Source organism: Methylophilus luteus, from assembly GCF_042676265.1.
GTDB lineage: Bacteria > Pseudomonadota > Gammaproteobacteria > Burkholderiales > Methylophilaceae > Methylophilus > Methylophilus luteus.
Genome location: NZ_JBHTKB010000001.1, coordinates 146,576 through 165,976, shown reverse-complemented (window position 1 = coordinate 165,976; position 19,401 = coordinate 146,576). Strand labels below are relative to the sequence as shown.

Sequence of the window (19,401 nt, the reverse complement as noted above, 5' to 3'; positions counted from 1 at the left end):
GACTGATTAATTATTTTTTGCTATGATGGCAACATTATTTTTTCTATGCATTGCAATTGCCATGGCCAGAAAAACCAAAGAGGACGCCCAAAAGACCCGCGACCAGATCCTGGATGCGGCGGAAGCTGTGTTTTATCGCCAGGGCTACACCCTGACCACCATGTCTGACATCGCCGGGGCGGCTGCGCTGTCGCGCGGTGCCGTCTACGGCCATTACAAAGGCAAACTCGAAGTCGCCACCGCCATGGCCGAACGCGTGATCGATCAGATAAGCCCGTTTCAGGGCGATGCGGCTTTAAGCCCGTTGCTCAACCTGAAAGAATATTGCCTGCAGGAGATCTGCAGCTATATAGAACCCAGCTCTACCCAGAAAGTATTGTTCTTTTTGTATGTAGGCATTGATGATTCTCCTGAACTGTTACAACTGCGATATGCATGGGAGAAAAAACGCATTGCCCAGATCGATACCCTGCTCAGGCAGGCCATCGCAGTCGGTGAGATCAAACCTAGCGTAGACTTTGAGCTGATCAGCCTGTATTGCCAGTCCATCATCGAAGGCGTTTTCAGCATAGTGCATTTTGGCAACCTGCCGGAAAACCAGCGCTGGCAGAAAGCTGAACAGTTGTGTGAATACGGCTTGCAACGGCTATCCAGCTAGCGGGGTTTCAGCAGAGCTCAGCACCTGGATCAGGCTGTGCTGGCAATATAAAACATTGACGAGCAGCCCGGGCTTGCTGCAAGATAGACACTGAATACATTTATATCAATTTAAGAACGCACTCCGCCTGCGTTACTTTCAAGCAAAACAAGCAAAAAATGTTCAACTTTTTAAACTGACCATGGTCAGTCATTCAAACTTATAATAAAAACCAGTAAAAAAACCTAGTCATAAAACCAAGTAAAAAAGCCTTATCAATTTGCCAGAAGAAAAACCCGCCTTATGGACCATAACCTTTCCCTGATCACCACCATCGCCGCTGCGTTTGCGCTGGCGCTGATATTTGGACTTATCGCCGAAAAGCTCAAACTACCGGCCCTGATCGGCTACCTGTTTGCCGGCATACTGATAGGCCCTGCCACGCCTGGCTTCGTCGCCGACCTCGAGATCGCCTCCCAGCTTTCCGAGATAGGCGTGATGTTGCTAATGTTTGGCGTAGGCCTGCATTTTTCGGTGCAGGACCTGATGTCGGTCAAACGCATCGCACTGCCCGGGGCCCTGGTCCAGATGACGCTGGCGACGCTGCTAGGCATGCTGGTCGCGCACTACTGGGGCTGGAGCATGGGCCACGGGCTGGTGTTCGGCCTGTCGCTGTCTTGCGCCAGTACTGTGGTGCTGCTGAAAGCACTTGAATCCAGGCGCATACTCGAGAGCATGAACGGCAAAATCGCCGTCGGCTGGCTGGTGGTTGAAGACATGGTCACCGTACTGGTACTGGTGCTGATGCCAGCGCTGGCCGGTGTGCTGGGTGGCCAGGGCGAAGCAGCCAGTGCCGGCTCCATCTGGGAGACCATAGGCATGACCATGCTGGAGATCGCCGGCTTTGTGGCAGTGATGCTGGTGGTGGGCCGCCGGGTATTGCCATGGCTGTTATGGTATGTGGCTGGCACCGGCTCACGCGAGCTGTTTACGCTGACCGTGATCGCAGTGGCGATAGGCGTGGCGTTTTTTGCCTCATCGCTGTTTCATGTGTCATTCGCGCTGGGTGCTTTCTTTGCCGGCATGATCATGCGCGAATCCGAGTACTCGCATAGAGCGGCAGAAGATTCCTTACCTTTCCGCGACGCGTTTGCGGTGCTGTTCTTCGTCGCGGTGGGCATGCTGTTCGACCCTAGCATACTGCTCAAGCAACCTATGCAGGTCTTAGCGGTGGTGGGCATTATCATCGTCGGTAAATCGCTGGCGGCGGTCGCTATCGTGCTGGCCCTGCGTTACCCACTGAACACTGCGCTCACAGTAGCCGCCAGCCTGGGCCAGATCGGTGAATTCTCGTTTATCCTGGCCGGCCTGGGCGTATCACTTGAGCTGTTGTCACAAGACGCCATGAGCCTGGTACTGGCTGGTGCACTGATCTCTATCGCCCTCAATCCGCTGGTATTCGCTTCTATCAAGCCATTCTCCAGATGGCTGGTCGACAACTCGGACGTGGCGCGCCGCCTGGCGCAACGCATGGACCCGTATGGCGAACTGCCTATGACCACAGAGCGCAAATTCCTCGAGGGCCAGGTGGTGCTGGTCGGTTATGGCCGGGTAGGTAAACGCATCGCCATGTCGCTGGAAGCTTCCAATATCCCATTCGTGGTGGCCGAACAGAACCGCGAGCTGGTGGAAAAACTGCGCAAAAAAGGCCAGCCGGCAGTCTCGGGTAATGCGGCTGACCCTATGGTGCTGATACAGGCGCATATCGCCAATGCCGCCATGCTCATCATCGCCACCCCGGACTCTATGGATATACGCAAAATCGTCGATATCGCCAAACAGTTGAAACCGGATATCGAGGTGGTGATACGTACCCATCACGAGGACGAATACCAGCGCCTGCAGAAAGAAGTCGGCGATACCGTGTTCTTTGGTGAAGAAGAGCTGGCCAAGGGCATGTCTGCCCATGTGTTACAGCGCTTTGAGCGGCATATCCTTTAATCCTGCCGGCTAAAAAAGCCGGCTAAAAAACCGCATCCGGGCCAGTCGTATGGCCCGGATTTTTTATTTCCGTTGTTATCAGCACAAATTCTGCTAAATTGTATGCCGCTACCTCAGGCGCGGATACGTATCGTTACATTTGGATATAATAAAAAACCGTAGAATCTTGTCAGATTGAAATAACGAGTGAAATAACGATTTGAAAACAGTTTCTATGCACCCTCTCCCAGTTTTATTTTCAAGGCGCTGCAGCACATGGCGCAACTGTAGCCTGTGGCTGCTCAGCCTGAGCCTGCTCGCCTGTTCTGGCAACGACGATGGCAAGAACCGCAAGCCCAAGACGCCGGAAGTCGGTGTCATCACCGTGCAGCAGGTGACGCAACCCATAGTGGCCGACTTGCCGGGGCGCACCAATGCATTCATGATCTCGGAGATACGCCCGCAGGTGAGCGGCATCATACGCCAGCGCGCCTTCACCGAAGGCGCCTACGTGAAAGCGGGCGACCTGCTTTACCAGATAGAACCGGCACCCTACCAGGCCAGCTACCAGAGCGCCCTCGCCGCACTGCAAAAAACCGAAGCCACCCTGACCACCCTCAGACTCAAGGCCGAACGTTATAAAGAACTGGTCAAGATCAACGCCATCAGCCGCCAGGATAATGACGATAGCCAGGCGGCGCTGCAACAGGGCGAAGCCGATGTGGCAGCGGCCAGGGCAGCCTTGAGCACAGCCAGGATCAACCTCGATTTCACCAGGCTGGTGGCCCCTATCACCGGCTTTGTCTCCACCTCGGCCATCACCCCGGGTGCATTGGTCACCGCCAACCAGGAGACCGCCCTCACCACCGTGCAACAACTGGACCCTATCTATGTCGATGTGATCCAATCCAGCAGCGATCTGTTGCGGCTCAAACGCGATATCGCCGCCGGCAAACTGACCGGCAATGCGCAGAAAGAAGTCCCAGTACGCGTGCTACTTGAAGACGGCACCAGTTATGCGCATGCCGGTAAACTCAAATTCAGCGGCGTGAGTGTGAATATGGCTTCTGGCGCGGTGACGCTGCGTGCGGTAGTGCCTAACCCTGAAGGCATACTGCTGCCTGGCATGTATGTACATGCGCTGATAGACATGGCCGAGGACAAGGCAGCCATACTGGTGCCGCAACGCGCAGTGACGCGCAATACGCGCGGTGAACCCACGGTGCTGGTGGTGGATGCGCAGCAAAAAGTGCAGCAAAAAATCATAGAGACCAATGGTAGCCAGGGCGACGCATGGCGCGTGAGCAAAGGCCTTGAAGCCGGTGACCGCGTGATCATGGATGGTATTCAGAACATCTCTGTAGGTAGCGAGGTCAAGGCGGTGGAGTTCAGCTCGACTGCCGCACCTGCCGCGCCCGCCACGCCTGCCGCACCTGCCACTAGCCAGCCGCGCTAAGAGACACCAGACACAGCTCCCCGCGTGCTTACTTCACATTAAAAGAATTCAATCATGGCTGCTTTTTTCATACAACGACCGATATTTGCCTGGGTGATCGCCATCGTGATCATGCTGGCAGGCATAGGTGCGATCGAATGGCTGCCACTGGAGCAATACCCGGATATCGCGCCGCCGCGCGTTTCTATCAGCGCGACTTACACCGGCGCTGCGGCCGACACCATAGAAAACTCGGTCACCCAGGTGATAGAGCAATATATGAAGGGCATAGATAACCTGACCTATATGTCGGCCAGCAGCACTTCTTCCGGCAACGCCAATATCAGCCTGACCTTTGATGCCGGCACCAACCCCGATGTGGCGCAGATGCAGGTACAGAACAAACTGCAACAAGCCATGCCGCGCCTGCCGCAGATAGTGCAGAGCCAGGGCGTGACGGTCGCCAAGACCGGCATAGATTTCCTGATGATGATCTCACTGATGTCGGACAGCCCCACGGTGCGCGCCATCGATATCGGTGACTATATCTCCAGCAACCTGATAGACCAGATCAGCCGCCTGGATGGCGTGGGTGATGTACAGACCCTGAGCCCGGGTTATGCCATGCGCATCTGGCTGGACCCGGCCAAGCTGCAGAAATACACATTGATCCCGGCGGATATTGCCGCAGCCATACAGGCACAAAACACCGAAGTGTCTTCCGGCCAGCTGGGGGCGCTGCCTGCGGTCAAGGGCCAGGAACTGAATGCGACCATCACCGCCCGCAGCAAATTGCAGACGGTAGAACAGTTCAAACAGATCATCGTCAAGTCCGGTGCCGATGGCTATGTGGTGCGTTTGTCTGATGTGGCACGCGTAGAGCTGGGCGCCGAGAGCTACACACCGGTGGCTAAGCTCAACGGCAAGACTTCGGCCGCGTTTGGTGTCAAACTGGCTTCCGGCGCCAATGCGCTGGCGACCGCGCAAGCAGTCAAGGACAAGCTGGAGGCACTGACGCCCTACTTTCCGCCTGAGTTAAAACTCAGTGTACATATCCCGTATGACACTACCCCGTTTGTGCGCATTTCGATCAAGGAGGTGGTCAAGTCGCTGATAGAGGCTATCCTGCTGGTCGTCATCATTATGTATGTGTTCCTGCAGAACCTGCGTGCCACGCTGATCCCGGCCATCGCGGTGCCTGTGGTGTTGCTGGGCACTTTTGGCGTGCTGGCTGCGTTTGGTTTTTCTATCAACACCCTGACCATGTTCGGCCTGGTGCTGGCGATAGGCCTGCTGGTCGATGATGCCATCGTGGTGGTTGAGAACGTAGAACGCGTGATGCGCGAAGAAGGCCTGGGACCTAAGGAGGCGACGCAGAAGTCCATGCGCGAGATCACCAGCGCCCTGATCGGTATCTCGCTGGTGCTGTCGGCGGTGTTTATCCCCATGGCGTTCTTTGGCGGCGCCACCGGCGTGATCTACCGCCAGTTCTCCATCACCATCGTGTCTGCCATGCTGCTGTCAGTGGTGGTGGCGCTCACCCTCACCCCGGCGCTGTGCGCCACCATGCTGAAACCGGCACATCAGGGCCATGCCGGCAGCGGCGGCCTGTTCGGCTGGTTCTTCCGCTGGTTCAACCCGGCTTTCCAGGCGTTTGCCGACGGCTACCAGGCCGTGGTCGAGAAGATACTCAACAGAAAAATCTTCACCATGCTGATCTATAGCGGCATCCTGCTATTGCTGACCGTGTTATTCATGCGCCTGCCCAGCTCTTTTCTGCCGACTGAGGATCAGGGCGTGCTGATGACGCAGATACAGTTGCCGGTGGGGGCCACCGACGACCGCATGCAGCGTGTGTTGCGGCAGATAGAACATTACCTGGATAACCAGTCTGAAGTGGTTGCCGAATATCTGACCATCGCCGGCCTGGGCCAGGGCGGTGGTGGCAGCCAGAACAGCGGCCGCGCATTTATCCGCCTGAAAGACTGGGAACAGCGCGGCGAAGGCCAGGACGCCGCCAGCCTGGCTGACCAGATGACCAAAGCCTTGTCCAAGATCCGTGATGCCAAACTGTTTGTCAACCAGCCTTCGCCGGTACGCGGCCTGGGCCAGGGCTCAGGCTTTACGCTGGAGTTAAAGGATGTAGGCAGCCTGGGCCACCAGGCACTGATGGACGCCAGGAACCAGTTTATCGCGGTGGCGGCAGAGAACCCCAAGCTCAATCGCGTACGTGCCAGCGGGCTGGATGATACGCCTATGTTCCGCCTGAATATAGACGACCAGAAAACCGGCATTTATAACCTGACCACCGCCAATATCAACACCACATTGTCTATCGCCATGGGTGGTACTTATGTCAATGACTTTATCAATAAGGGCCGCGTGAAAAAGGTTTACCTGCAAGGCGATGCCCCCTACCGCATGCAACCCGAAGATATCCAGCAATGGTATGTGCGTAACAGCAGCAATGACATGGTGCCATTCTCGGCTTTTTCCAGCAGCAAATGGGTGTCGGGCTCGCCCTTGCTGGAGCGCTTCAACGGTATTTCTTCCATGGAGATCGTCGGCGAAGCCGCCAAGGGCACCAGCACCGGCGAAGCCATGCGCATAGTAGAAGACATCATCAAGCAATTACCGGCCGGCATAGGCTATGAATGGAGCGCGCAATCCTACCAGGAAAGATTATCCGGCTCGCAGGCACCATTGCTGTATGCCGTGTCTGTGGTCTTTGTGTTTTTGTGCCTGGCTGCACTCTACGAAAGCTGGGCGGTGCCGTTCTCTGTCATCCTGGTGGTGCCGCTAGGCATACTGGGCGCAGTGCTGGCCACCAGCCTGCGCGGCATGACGGCGGACGTTTACTTCCAGGTCGGCTTGCTCACCACCATAGGGCTGTCGGCTAAAAACGCCATTCTTATCGTGGAGTTCGCCAAACACCTGCAAGAACGTGGCCAGCCGCTGCTTGAAGCGACACTGCAAGCAGTCAAGCTGCGCTTGCGGCCTATACTGATGACTTCACTGGCGTTCGTATTTGGCGTGATCCCGCTCGCCTTCAGCCATGGTGCAGGTGCAGTGAGCCGCCAGGCGATAGGCACCGGCGTGCTGGGCGGCATGCTGACCGCCACTTTCCTTGGTGTGTTCTTTGTACCTCTGTTTTATGTGCTGATACGCACGCTGTTCCCCTACCAGGCAGAAGCGCAGCACCCGGAAGCCGCCACATGAAGCTGACCAGACTGAATCTTATGCTGACTCTCAAACACCTGGCGTGGATGCCAGGCGCGCTGGCACTCAGCGCCTGTATCAACCTGGCCCCGTTTTACAACCAGCCAGAAGCGCCAGTGCCTGCCAGCCTGGGCACGGTGAACACAGAGCAGAAACCACTGACTGAAGTCAGCTGGCAATCTTTTATCACCGATAAACGCTTGCAGCAGGTGCTGGACCTGGCCCTGAAGAACAACCGTGATTTGCGGGTGGCGACCCTGAACATAGAGCGGGCCAGGGCACAATACCAGGTGCAACGTGCGGACCTTTTCCCTACCGTGAACGCGGCCCTGTCTGAAACCGCCTCCAAAGGCATGTCGAATGTAGGCAATAACGGCAATGTGTCAGCCGGTACTGTGGCAGCCAGTAATAACAGCAGCGGCAATGTATCGCATGTTTACCGTGCCACGCTGGGCTTCAGCGCTTATGAGCTGGACCTGTTCGGCCGCGTGCGTAACTTGAACGCGCAGGCCTTGCAGGCATTTTATGCCGAGCAGGAAAACCGCAAAAGCACGCAGATCAGCCTGGTGGCTGAAGTCGCTACCGCCTGGCTGACGCTGGCCGCAGATAAAAAACGGCTGCAGATCGCGCAGCAGACCTTGCAAAGCCAGCAGAATACTTACCAGATCAACCAGAAGATGTTTGACCTGGGCGTGGCCAACGCGCTCACTCTCAAGCAATTGCAAACCAGCGTCGACAATGCGCGCGTCGCCGTGGCTACCTACAATATACAGATACAGCAGGACACTAATGCCCTTAACCTGCTGGCTGGCAGCATGGTGCCGGTGGCCTGGTTGCCGGATAGCTCACTGGCCAGTGTGGCGCTGACCACCGCCCTGCCCCGCGGCGTGACTTCCAAGACTTTGCAGCAGCGGCCGGATGTACGTGCCGCCGAACACCAGCTCGAAGGTGCCAATGCCAATATAGGCGCCTTGCGCGCGGCTTTTTTCCCCACCATCAGCCTGACCACCACCATAGGCACGGCCAGCACCGAGCTCAACGGCCTGTTTCAAACCGGCTCGCGTATCTGGACGTTTGTGCCGCAGATCACCCTGCCTATCTTTAATGGCGGCCGTAACCGTGCCAACCTGACCGTAGGCGAAAAGAACCAGCAGATACTGCTGGCGCAATATGAAAAAACGGTACAGACCGCCTTCAGGGAAGTCGCAGACGTGCTGGTGCAGCGCGAAGGCTTAAAAGCGCAGATAGAGGCGCAGAAGTCACTGACTGATGCCGCCGCGGCAGCCTTTCAGCTGGCGGATGCGCGCTTTAAAAACGGTGTCGATAGCTATCTGGTGGTACTCGATGCGCAAAGAACCCTTTATACTGCCGAGCAATCCCTGATCACCCTGCAGTTAAACGATGCTGCCAGCCAGCTGACTTTGTACAAAGTGGTGGGCGGCGGCTGGCAGTAGTTTTTACCCTGCCAGTCACGCCAGCGCCAGCTTCAGAAACTAGCCTAAGAAACTAGCCTAAGAAACTAGCCTAAGAAACTAGCCTAGGAAACCAACCTAAGAAACCAGGACTTTACACCCACCTGCATAACCCGTTTTTTTAAGCCAGCGCATGTGTGCGCCATAAACGTGCACATTTTTTGCTTGGTATTTTTTGTGATGAATACAGATATTTCCCCCGAACAGACCATAGTCCTGGCAAAAATCAGGCATATCGAAGAGCTTGAACGCCTGGATACCTGCATCCAGTTTGTTGAAAGCATAGGCCAGATCATCCATCAGGTGCAGGCCGAGCGTGGCGCCAGCTGTTTATACCTGGCTTCGGCCGGCAAACGGTTTGCGCCTGAGCGCGCTGATATCATCAGCCACAACCAGGCGACAGAAGCAGACTTCAGGCAGGCCTTGCAGCAGCATCTGCACCTGGACCTGTTGACCGACGCCAGGCAGCTGACGCTGATCTCATGGATATTGCTAGGCCTGGACCAGCTGGTCGCCCTGCGTCACCAGGTCACTTTACAGAAGATCTCGTTTACTGATTGCATGGAATCCTATAGCCGCCTAATCAGCAGCCTGATCGCGCTGATCTTCGAGATCTCGGACAGCTCGGTCAACAGCAAGATCTCCACCTGCCTGCTCACCTTGTATAACCTGGTGCAGACCAAGGAGTTTGCCGGCCAGGAGCGCGCAGTCGGTTCTTACATCTATGGTTCCGGCAGTGTGCAGCAGGCGCACCAGCAACGCCTGCTGGAACTGATAGACCAGCAAGACCGCCATATAGAGTTATTCTGCCAGTTCGGCAATCAGGAGTTACGCACTGCCTGGGATAAGCTGCAGGCTACCGCCCCCTACCGCCAGCACCAGCAACTGCGGGCCAGGCTCACCACCGCAAAAGACCACCAGCCGCTGAAACCCAGTGATGCCGATATCTGGTTCGACCTGTGCACGCAAAAACAGACCAGCATCTGGCAACTGCAGTGCGTGCTGATCCAGAAGATGCATGACATGTTGGAAGTTTTGACCCACAAAGCCAGGCATGACCTGGAATATACCCAGGAATACCTGCAGGCCATCAGTGCCAAGGCTACGCCAGCCAGCACGCTGGATGGCACCTTTTTTAATCTGTCTATCCCGGTCGAAAGTGCGCTGAGTTTTCAGGCGCATGACAGCGCCCAAGCCTACCCTATGGCTTCCATGATCAGCTTGCTGCAACAGCAATCACGCCAGATCGCCGATATGGAAAGCGAGTTGTCGGATACGCGCAAAGCGCTGTCAGAACGCAAGCAGATAGAACGCGCCAAAGGCCTGCTCATGAGCAAGCTGGGCATAGATGAGATGGAAGCCTACAAGACCATGCGCAACCTGGCCATGGAGCAAAAACGCAAGATCATAGACGTCGCTGAAAACATACTCACCCAGCAAAAACTCCCTTCCTGATTGCTCTATTTGATGGTGCATGCGCACTGAATAAGTGCGATGCCTGGCGCGCTAAATGGCCTTGCACCGCCCTTGCAGCGGGTTTTTCTTTCTGAAACCCGCTTTTTTTCACTATTTTTGCAGTTGGCATACCGCTTGCTATATGACACTTAAGCACCACGGAAACGGGTGCCATTGTCAACGGCGATAATGGCTATGATGTATGACCGGGTGTGAAGTTTAATAAATGGATTTCCAGGACAAAGGCGTCCTGATGGTATCGCGCAAGCAATGCCATCAGGACGCCTTTTTTGTTTTTCATTTTCCATATTCATTTATTTTTTCAAGGGAGCAGACATGAGCAGTTCAGATAAAAAAGATCTGGTACAACCCGCAACACCACCTCAGCCCGAATCAGTGGATAGCCAGCGCCGTCATTTCTTTATGCATACCATGGCCGGCGCATTTGGTGCTGCCGCCATGATGAATATGGTGCCGTCTGCCATCCGCAGCCAGGCCTGGGCGGCTGGTTCAGATGCGCCCGAGATCACCGAAGTGAAAGTCGGTTTTATCCCGCTCACCGACTGTGCCCCTATCGTGGTGGCCGCACAAATGGGCTTCGATAAAAAATACGGCATCAAGATCGTGCCGTCCAAGGAAGCCTCCTGGGCCGGCGTACGCGATAAACTGGTCAACGGCGAGCTGCATGCCGCCCATGTGCTGTACGGCCTGATCTATGGCGTACAGCTGGGCATAGGCGGCCAGCAAAAAGACATGAATATCCTGATGACCCTCAACCATAACGGCCAGGGCATCACACTCGCCAACCAGTTGAAAGAAAAAGGCGTCACTAGTGGCGGCACCCTGAAACGCCTGCTGGATAACGAGAACCGCGACTTCACCTTTGCCCAGACTTTCCCTACCGGCACCCATGCCATGTGGCTGTATTACTGGCTGGCCAATTACGGTATCAACCCGGTCAAAGATGTGAAAACCATAGTGGTGCCTCCGCCACAGATGGTGGCCAATATGCGTATAGGCAATATGGACGGCTACTGTGTAGGCGAACCCTGGAACGCACGCGCCATTTACGACAAGATAGGCTATACGGTAGCCACCAGCCAGGATATCTGGACCGACCACCCGGAAAAAGTGCTGGGCACCAGCGCCGACTTTATTGCGAAAAACCCGAATACCGCGCTGGCACTGACCAAAGCCATACTCGAGGCCTGCCGCTATATAGACGCGACCAAGAACCGCCCTGAAGTGGCCAAACTGATCGCCGGCAAGGCTTATGTCAATGCGCCGGAAGAAGTGATAGAAGGCCGCTTCCTCGGCCACTACGACAATGGCATAGGCAAAAAATGGGAGGACCCCAACTACATGAAATTCTTCAACGACGGCAAGGTCAATTTCCCTTACCTGTCAGACGGCATGTGGTTCCTGACTCAGCATAAACGCTGGGGCCTGCTCAAGTCTGACCCCGACTACCTGGCCGTGGCCAAAAAGGTCAACCGCATAGACATCTATACCGAAGCGGCCAAGGCGCTGGGCATCAGCGTACCCGCCGACCCTATGCGCAGCAGCAAGCTGATCGATGGCGTAGTCTGGGATGGCAAGGACCCTAAAGCCTACGCCAACAGTTTCAAGGTGAAAGCCTGATCTTTAAAGGAGAATCAGCATGTCAGTAGTCAGCTTGAATAAAGAAAAAAACGTGCACACCGCTGAGCCCACTGTGAACTCAGCCCCTGCACAACCCGTTGTTGCTGTGGTTATCCCTCTCTCGACCACAGCTACAGCAGCCACTCCGTCGTTGCAGCGGCGGAGCACATGGGCGGCAACCACCAGACCAGTGTTTGAATGGTTGTTGCCGCCTGTGATCGGCTTGCTGGTATTCGGCGCCATCTGGGCCACTGTGGCCGCGCTGACCCAAGGCCTGCCAGGCCCGCTGAAAACCTGGCAATCGGCAGTGGAGCTGTTCAGTGACCCTTTTTATATCAACAACCCGAACGACATGGGCATAGGCTGGAACATCCTCAGCTCGCTCAAGCGCGTGGCGACCGGGTTTGCACTGGCAGCCATGGTCGGTATCCCCATGGGTTTTGTCATAGGCCGTTACGCCTTTATGTCGCGCATGGCGGCCCCTATCATCAGCCTGCTCAAGCCGGTGTCACCGCTGGCCTGGTTGCCTATAGGCCTGCTGGTTTTCAAGGCGGCAGACCCGGCAGCGATCTGGGTCATTTTCATCACCGCAGTGTGGCCTATGATCATCAACACCGCGGTCGGCGTCAGCAAAGTGCCGCAGGATTATATGAATGTGGCCAAAGTGCTCAACCTGTCGGAATGGAAAGTAGTGACCAAGATACTGCTGCCTTATGTGATGCCATACATGATGACCGGTGTGCGCCTTTCCATAGGGGCAGCCTGGCTGGTGATCGTGGCCGCTGAAATGCTGACCGGCGGCATGGGTATAGGCTTCTGGGTGTGGGATGAATGGAACAACCTGAATGTGGAACATATCATCATCGCCATTTTTATCGTCGGCATCGTCGGCCTGCTGCTGGAACAGTTGCTGGTGCTGGTCGCCAAACGCTACAGCTACGAATAAACCATCAGGGAGCACACTATGACCACCGTATTGCAAGACCGTTATGTCCTGATCGAAAACGTCAATATGACGTTTGCCACCAAAAAAGGCAGTTTTCAGGCCTTGAAAGATATCAACCTCGATATCCGCGAAGGCGAATTCATCTCCATCATCGGCCACTCCGGTTGCGGCAAATCCACCGTACTCAACCTGATCGCCGGCTTGTTGCAACCTAGCGAGGGCTATCTGTTCTGCGCCGGACGCGAGATCGCCAAACCAGGCCCAGAGCGCGCAGTGGTGTTCCAGAACCATTCCCTGCTGCCGTGGCTGACCTGTTTTGAAAACGTCTACCTGGCGGTGGAGCGTGTGTTTGGCGAAAGCGAAAGCAACACGCAACTGGCAGAGCGCACCCGCGCGGCGCTGGAGCTGGTCGGCCTTAACCATGCCATGGAAAAGCGCCCGCATGAGATCTCCGGCGGTATGAAACAACGGGTAGGCATCGCGCGCGCCCTGTCCATGGAACCCAAAGTGCTGCTGCTGGACGAGCCGTTTGGTGCGCTGGATGCATTGACCCGCGCCGGCCTGCAGGACGAGCTGATGAACATCATGGCGCGCTCAGGCTGTACCGCTGTCATGGTCACCCATGATGTAGACGAAGCAGTGTTGCTGTCTGACCGCATCGTCATGATGACCAACGGCCCGGCGGCGACCATAGGCGAGATCCTGACAGTCGACCTGCCGCGCCCGCGCAACCGCCTGCAGCTGGTAGAAGACCAGGCCTATACGCATCTGCGTAGTGAAGTGTTGAAGTTTTTATACGAAAGACACGCCAGAAAGGCGGCATAAAGAAAAGTGGTGCTGACGGGCGGCAACCCACCAGCACCGCATACCTCATCGAAGTATGGTTACCCACTTAAGCAAAGGAGCAACAACATGAAAGCTAACTCTTACCAACGATTGCGTCAAGTCTCATTGGCAGTTTTGCTGGCGTCTATGAGCATGCAAGTGGTGGCTGAAGAAGAGATCTTGCCCGAATACACTTTTATGGATGCCATTAAAACCGGCAAAAATATGACCAGTTTCAGATTACGTTATGAGTTTGTCGACCAGGATGGCTTGCAGCCAGCAACCTTTGCCAATGGCTCCGCCAACCCGACCGCAAACCGTGAGCTGGACAATGCCAACGCGGTCACGTTGCGCAGCTTGATAGGCTGGCAAACCGCACCTTACAAAAACTGGAGTTTTGCCGCACAAATCACCAACGTCAGCAAACTCAAGGATGATTTTAATGACAGTACCAATACTGTCAGGACCAATGGCGCGTCAAACGAAAGCGACAGGATCAACTACGCCAAAGTAGTTGACCCAGACTACACAGATATCAACCAGTTGTTTGTGGACTGGACCGGCATCAAGAACACCCGTGTCCGTGCAGGCCGCCAGGCGATCAACCTGGATAACGTGCGTTTCATAGGCGACATCGCCTTCCGCCAGAACACACAGGTATTCGATGGCGTGTCTGTGTTCAACAAAACCATCCCGGATACCGAGATCTATCTGGCGCACTTTGACCGCGTCAGGCAAATCTTCACTACGCATCGCAGCGGTGACCTGGAGATCGCCAATGCCCGCTACCGCATCTCGCCTACCGAATTTCTGGTTGGATACGGTTACTTCTCCAACTTCGAGAACCTAGGGCTAGGCAATGCGTGGTTTGGTGCGGGCGCATTAAATAACACGTTCAATAATTTACTGGCTGACCAATCCAACAAAATCATAGGCTTGCGCCTGGATGGCACACACCCGTTCACGCCCAACTACCGTGCACATTACACGGCTGAATATGCCAAACAGACCGATTACAAAGGTGGTGACAACCGCATTGATGCCCATTACTACAAAGTGGGCGGCGGCTTCGGCATAGATAACTTCAACCTGCGCGTGGACCAGGAACTGCTCTCCAGCAACGATGGCCAGTATGCATTCCAGACACCGTTTGGTACCAACCATTTATTCCAGGGCTGGGTAGACAAATTCCTGGTGACACCACGCCAGGGCATCAAGGACTCTTTCATTACTGCCACTTATAAATATGGTGACTTCCTGTTTTTTGTCGATTACCACGACATCAGCTCTGATGAGGATTTCTTCACCGTCAATGGCGGTGCTACTGCCAATGGCAACCGTTATGGCCGCGAGTGGAATGCTGCCGTCACCTGGAATATCGACAAGAACTGGATGACCAAATTTGAATACGGCAAATATACCGAAGATGACCAGTACGCTGCCGGCCCTAATGCGGTGACTAATGGCGCGACCAATCGTGCACGTTTTCAAGATACCGAAAAATTATGGCTGACCGCCATGTACACCTTTTAATTGTTTGAATGTAAGGAAGCAACTATGACTACAGCCGGAAAAGTTTTTTTAGTCGGTGCCGGACCCGGTGACCCAGACCTCATCACGCTCAAGGCGATCAAAGCCTTGCAGCAGGCCGAGGTGGTACTGGTCGATGACCTGGTCAACCCGGACCTGCTAGCGCATTGCCCGCAGGCACGCATAGTGCACGTGGGCAAACGCGGCGGCTGCAAGTCTACCCCGCAACCTTTTATCAACCGCATGCTGATCGCGCTGGCCGAACAAGGGCAGATAGTGGTACGCCTCAAGGGCGGCGACCCGTTCGTGTTCGGCCGTGGCGGTGAAGAGATGCTGGCTTTACGCGCCGCCGGCGTCGCCTATGAGGTGATCCCCGGCATGACCAGCGGCCTCAGCGCCTGCGCCAGCATGGATGTACCAGCCACCCATAGAGGCCTGAACCATGGCGTGACCCTGGTGACCGGCCATACTCAGGACGGCGGGCCATTACCGTGGCGCGCACTGGTAGAAAGCAACACCACGCTGGTGATTTATATGGGCATGCAGCACCTGGCCGATATCAGCCGCGAACTGATCGCCGCCGGCATGTCACCCGCCATGCCATGCATGGTGGTTGAAAGCGCCACCCGCGAGGATGAGCGTGCGCTGGTCAGCACCATTGCAGCCATGCCGCTGTATAGCCACCAGCACCAGATGAAAAGCCCGGCCATGATAGTGGTCGGTGAAGTGGTGAAAATGGCCAATAGCGCTAAAACATTGCAGGCGCTGCACCAGTTTGACTATTTACCGGCAGTGAATGCCAATTAAAAAAAACAACATTGATTGGTATCTGCGTTTAGATAATAAATAAATCAGCGCAGCTACCAGCCACAGATATGCTATTTTGAATCAACCGGAGATAAACATGAAAAAGAGTTTTTGGGAGGTAGGCCACAAGCCTACGCTGTTTTCAGCCTTCTTTTATTTTGACCTGAGTTTTATGGTGTGGGTCATGCTGGGGCCACTGGCGGTACAGATCGCGGCTGACCTGCAGTTGAACCCGGCACAAAAAGGCCTGATGGTCGCCACGCCGGTACTCACAGGCGCACTGTTGCGCATAGTGATGGGCGTACTGGTAGACCAGCTCAAACCTAAAAAAGCCGGCCTCATCGGCCAGGTGATCGTGCTGGTGGCTTTGCTCACCGCCTGGTTGCATGGCATACACAGTTACCAGCAAGCCTTGTTGCTGGGCGTGTTTCTCGGCTTTGCCGGTGCCGCTTTTGCCGTGGCACTGCCGCTGGCTTCGCGCTGGTATCCGCCTGAGCACCAGGGCACGGCGCTGGGCATTGCTGGCGCGGGCAACTCAGGCACGGCACTGGCGGCGCTGTTTGCGCCTGGCCTGGCAGTGGCTTTCGGCTGGAACAACGTATTCGGCCTGGCGCTGATCCCCTTGTTGCTGGCATTGATCGTCTACACCGCGTTTGCCAAAGATGCGCCGGATACCCCGGCACCGAAATCATTGTCCCAGTATATGGCGGTGTTGAAAGACAAGGATGCCTGGTGGTTCATGTTGTTCTATTGCGTGACCTTCGGCGGCTTTGTCGGCATGGCTTCTTCGCTGACCATCTATTTCCACGACCAGTATGGCCTTGACCCGGTGCACGCCGGTTACTTCACCGCCGCCTGCGTATTTGCCGGTTCGCTGGTGCGCCCGTTCGGTGGCCTGCTGGCTGACCGCATAGGTGGCATACGCACCCTGAGCACCATGTATGTACTGGCTGCCGTCTTCCTGTTCATCCTCAGTTTTGGCATCACTACCCAGATCGCCGGGCTGGGCGTAGTCGTGCTGGCTATGGCCTCGCTGGGCATGGGTAACGGCGCGGTGTTCCAACTGGTGCCGCAGCGCTTTCGTAAAGAGATAGGCGTGATGACCGGCCTGGTCGGCATGGCCGGTGGCATAGGCGGTTTTTACCTGGCTTCCAGCCTGGGTTACTCCAAGCAGATCACCGGCAGCTACCAGGTTGGCCTGATCATTTTTGCCGGATTAGCCGTACTGGCACTGGTAGGCCTGACTGGCGTGAAAAACCGCTGGCGTACGACCTGGGGCGCGGCCAGCGTGACTGCGGCCAAGGTTTAAGCCTGCCAATTGAGCCTGGCAGTTGTCTTGCGACACCCTGACCGACGATAATACCCAATCTTGCAACCTTTAAAATAGCCGGCTTATGAGTCTTGTGTTTAAAGTAGGTGAACATAGCGTGATAGGCCCCAGGCCGCGTAACGAGGACTATGTCACCGTGGTCACCCCGTCTGAATCGCAACAGGCGATCAAGGGCGCGCTGATGCTGGTCGCCGATGGCGTCAGCGGCGGCGCCGGCGGTGCCGAAGCGTCAGAAATGACCGCCAGGAGTATCTCGGCTGATTACTACGCCACCCCGGAGACCTGGACCATACAGCATGCGCTGGACAAAGTAGTGCAGGCGGCCAACCTGTGGGTATTGTCGCAGGCCCGCAAGGACAGCAAGATGGCTGGCATGGCCACCACCTTGTCCATGCTGGTGTTGCGCGGCCAACGGTATGTGCTGGCGCATGTGGGCGACACGCGTATCTACCGCCTGCGTGAACAGTCATTGCAATGCCTGACCACAGACCATGTCTGGGACAGGCCGGATATGCGCCATGTGCTCAAACGCGCGGTCGGGCTGGATGACCAGCTGACGGTAGATTATGCCGAAGGCCTGCTGCAAGCCGGCGATGTCTATGCCATCGTCAGCGATGGCGTGTGGGCGGCGCTGGGCGACGCCGAGATCCACCGCGGACTGATGCTGTATAGATCACCGCAAATGGTGGCCGAATACCTGACCGCACTGGCGGTGGAAAAAGGCGGCCAGGATAATGCCTCTGCCGTTATCGTCAATATTGAAAGTGTAGGCCAGGACCACCTGACCGATATGCTGGCCGATGCGCTCAGCCTGCCATTGCCACCCAGGCTCGCCGTCGGCAGCCAGCTGGACGGCTTTACCGTCACCCGCGTGATACATGATTCGCGCCTGAGTATCTTGTACCAGGTGAAAAACAGCGCCGGGCAACTGTTTGTATTAAAGACCCTGCAGCCGTCGCGCGCCGATGACAAACAAAGCTGCGAAGCCTTGCTCAATGAAGAATGGCTGGCCAAGCGCGTAGTCTCGCAATGTGTGCCGCAGATATTGCCGCTGACGCTGGATCAGCGCAGTGCGCTGTATTATGTGATGACCTGGCATGAAGGCTCTACTCTGCAACAGCGGCTGGATGCCGGCCACCATTTCACCATGAATGGCGTCGCCAATATCGGCCAGGACCTGTTGCGCGGCTTAAGCATGCTGCACCGCCTGAATATCGTGCACCGCGATATCAAGCCGGCCAATATCCATATCGGCAGCGATACCCGTTTGCGCATCCTCGATCTGGGCGTCGCGCTCAACCCTACCCTGCCCATGCCAGAACAGATGGAAAACCCGGGCACGCCCAGTTTTATGGCGCCTGAACTGTTTGCTGGCCAGGTGGCTGACCGCCAGGCCGATATCTATGCTGCCGGCGTCACGCTGTATCATTTGCTCACGCGCAAATATCCCTATGGCGAGATAGAGCCTTTCCAGTCACCGCGTTTCGGCGAGCCTATCAAGCCCAGCCGTTACCGGCCCGAGATCCCGGCCTGGCTCGAAAACGTCATACTCAAAGCGATCGCCAGAAAAACTGAAGACCGCTTTGAAACCGCAGAAGAAATGCTGCTGGCGCTGGAACATGGGGAGCTGAAACCGGTGGTCATTCCACGCACGCCTTTGATCGCACGCGCCAGGCTGGTCAAATGGCAGTGGCTGGCGATCTGCTCGCTGTTTGCCAATCTTATCCTGATCTACCTGCTGTTTATTACCTGAAGCATCCGCGTTGCTGCTGCAAAAATAGCCAGGCCTGCCGGCTAAGACCTATTCTGGTGCAAACGCGTTTTTCTGCATCATAACCGTGCGCGGTGGGCTATCTGCCAGCCCCTGCCTGCACGCCCATCTAGCGCTATTAAAGCCGCAAACCCTAAAAATAAATTTATACAAAACAATCAGTTATGCCATTTCAAAACCGGCACACCCCGTCCTGGCATATGGCTTGCTTATCCGCTAGTAAATTTCGTTGCTAAACAATGAGTATTTTTTTAACAAAAGAGGTTTCTGAGTCAGGAAATCTCTTAATGGACAACGGCGTCCATAGCTATTTTTCGCAGCATTGCATCAGGCAGTTGCGGAATCAGCTATGG

At 55.7% G+C, this 19,401-nt stretch carries 13 protein-coding genes; all 13 read left to right on the top strand.

Annotated elements, in window-relative coordinates; translation table 11 throughout:
- Positions 1-61: 61 nt before the first annotated feature.
- The 13 genes from ACFQ1Z_RS00710 (at position 62) to ACFQ1Z_RS00650 (ending at position 19,030) form a co-directional block, all read left to right on the top strand.
- The gene (locus ACFQ1Z_RS00710; protein WP_379054637.1) at positions 62-658 is read left to right on the top strand and encodes a TetR family transcriptional regulator; all 597 of its coding nucleotides are present in this window, start codon (positions 62-64) and stop codon (positions 656-658) included.
- 282 nt (positions 659-940) lie between these two features.
- On the top strand, positions 941-2,638 hold the full coding sequence (gene ybaL / locus ACFQ1Z_RS00705) for a YbaL family putative K(+) efflux transporter (RefSeq protein ID WP_379054635.1): 1,698 nt from the start codon (positions 941-943) through the stop codon (positions 2,636-2,638).
- A gap of 214 nt (positions 2,639-2,852) precedes the next feature.
- A complete protein-coding gene (locus tag ACFQ1Z_RS00700) occupies positions 2,853-4,073 on the top strand; it encodes an efflux RND transporter periplasmic adaptor subunit (protein WP_379054633.1) in 1,221 nt (406 codons plus the stop codon).
- A gap of 54 nt (positions 4,074-4,127) precedes the next feature.
- A complete protein-coding gene (locus tag ACFQ1Z_RS00695; RefSeq protein ID WP_379054631.1) occupies positions 4,128-7,271 on the top strand; it encodes an efflux RND transporter permease subunit in 3,144 nt (1,047 codons plus the stop codon).
- Positions 7,268-8,725, top strand: a complete 1,458-nt coding sequence (locus ACFQ1Z_RS00690) for an efflux transporter outer membrane subunit (protein ID WP_379054629.1) — start codon at positions 7,268-7,270, stop codon at positions 8,723-8,725. Before ACFQ1Z_RS00695 ends, ACFQ1Z_RS00690 begins: the two co-directional genes overlap by 4 nt.
- A 198-nt stretch (positions 8,726-8,923) precedes the next feature.
- A complete protein-coding gene (locus tag ACFQ1Z_RS00685) occupies positions 8,924-10,198 on the top strand; it encodes a nitrate- and nitrite sensing domain-containing protein (protein ID WP_379054627.1) in 1,275 nt (424 codons plus the stop codon).
- A 336-nt stretch (positions 10,199-10,534) separates the two neighbouring features.
- Positions 10,535-11,839 carry a CmpA/NrtA family ABC transporter substrate-binding protein gene (locus ACFQ1Z_RS00680; protein WP_379054625.1) on the top strand — a complete coding sequence of 435 codons (1,305 nt, stop codon included), beginning with the start codon at positions 10,535-10,537 and terminating at the stop codon, positions 11,837-11,839.
- A 19-nt stretch (positions 11,840-11,858) separates the two neighbouring features.
- Positions 11,859-12,785: a nitrate ABC transporter permease gene (gene ntrB / locus ACFQ1Z_RS00675; RefSeq protein WP_379054623.1), complete on the top strand. Its 927-nt coding sequence runs from the start codon at positions 11,859-11,861 to the stop codon at positions 12,783-12,785.
- A gap of 18 nt (positions 12,786-12,803) precedes the next feature.
- Positions 12,804-13,610 (top strand): ABC transporter ATP-binding protein, encoded by an 807-nt coding sequence (locus tag ACFQ1Z_RS00670; protein WP_379054621.1) that lies wholly within the window; start codon positions 12,804-12,806, stop codon positions 13,608-13,610.
- 87 nt (positions 13,611-13,697) lie between these two features.
- The gene (locus ACFQ1Z_RS00665; protein ID WP_379054619.1) at positions 13,698-15,143 is read left to right on the top strand and encodes an alginate export family protein; all 1,446 of its coding nucleotides are present in this window, start codon (positions 13,698-13,700) and stop codon (positions 15,141-15,143) included.
- 24 nt (positions 15,144-15,167) lie between these two features.
- A complete protein-coding gene (gene cobA, locus ACFQ1Z_RS00660) occupies positions 15,168-15,947 on the top strand; it encodes a uroporphyrinogen-III C-methyltransferase (protein ID WP_379054617.1) in 780 nt (259 codons plus the stop codon).
- A 97-nt stretch (positions 15,948-16,044) separates the two neighbouring features.
- Entirely contained in the window at positions 16,045-17,256 is a 1,212-nt protein-coding gene (locus ACFQ1Z_RS00655) for a nitrate/nitrite transporter (RefSeq protein WP_379054615.1), read from the top strand.
- Between the two features lie 85 nt (positions 17,257-17,341).
- Positions 17,342-19,030, top strand: coding sequence for a protein kinase domain-containing protein (locus ACFQ1Z_RS00650; RefSeq protein WP_379054613.1), 1,689 nt, complete (start codon positions 17,342-17,344; stop codon positions 19,028-19,030).
- Positions 19,031-19,401: the final 371 nt, after the last annotated feature.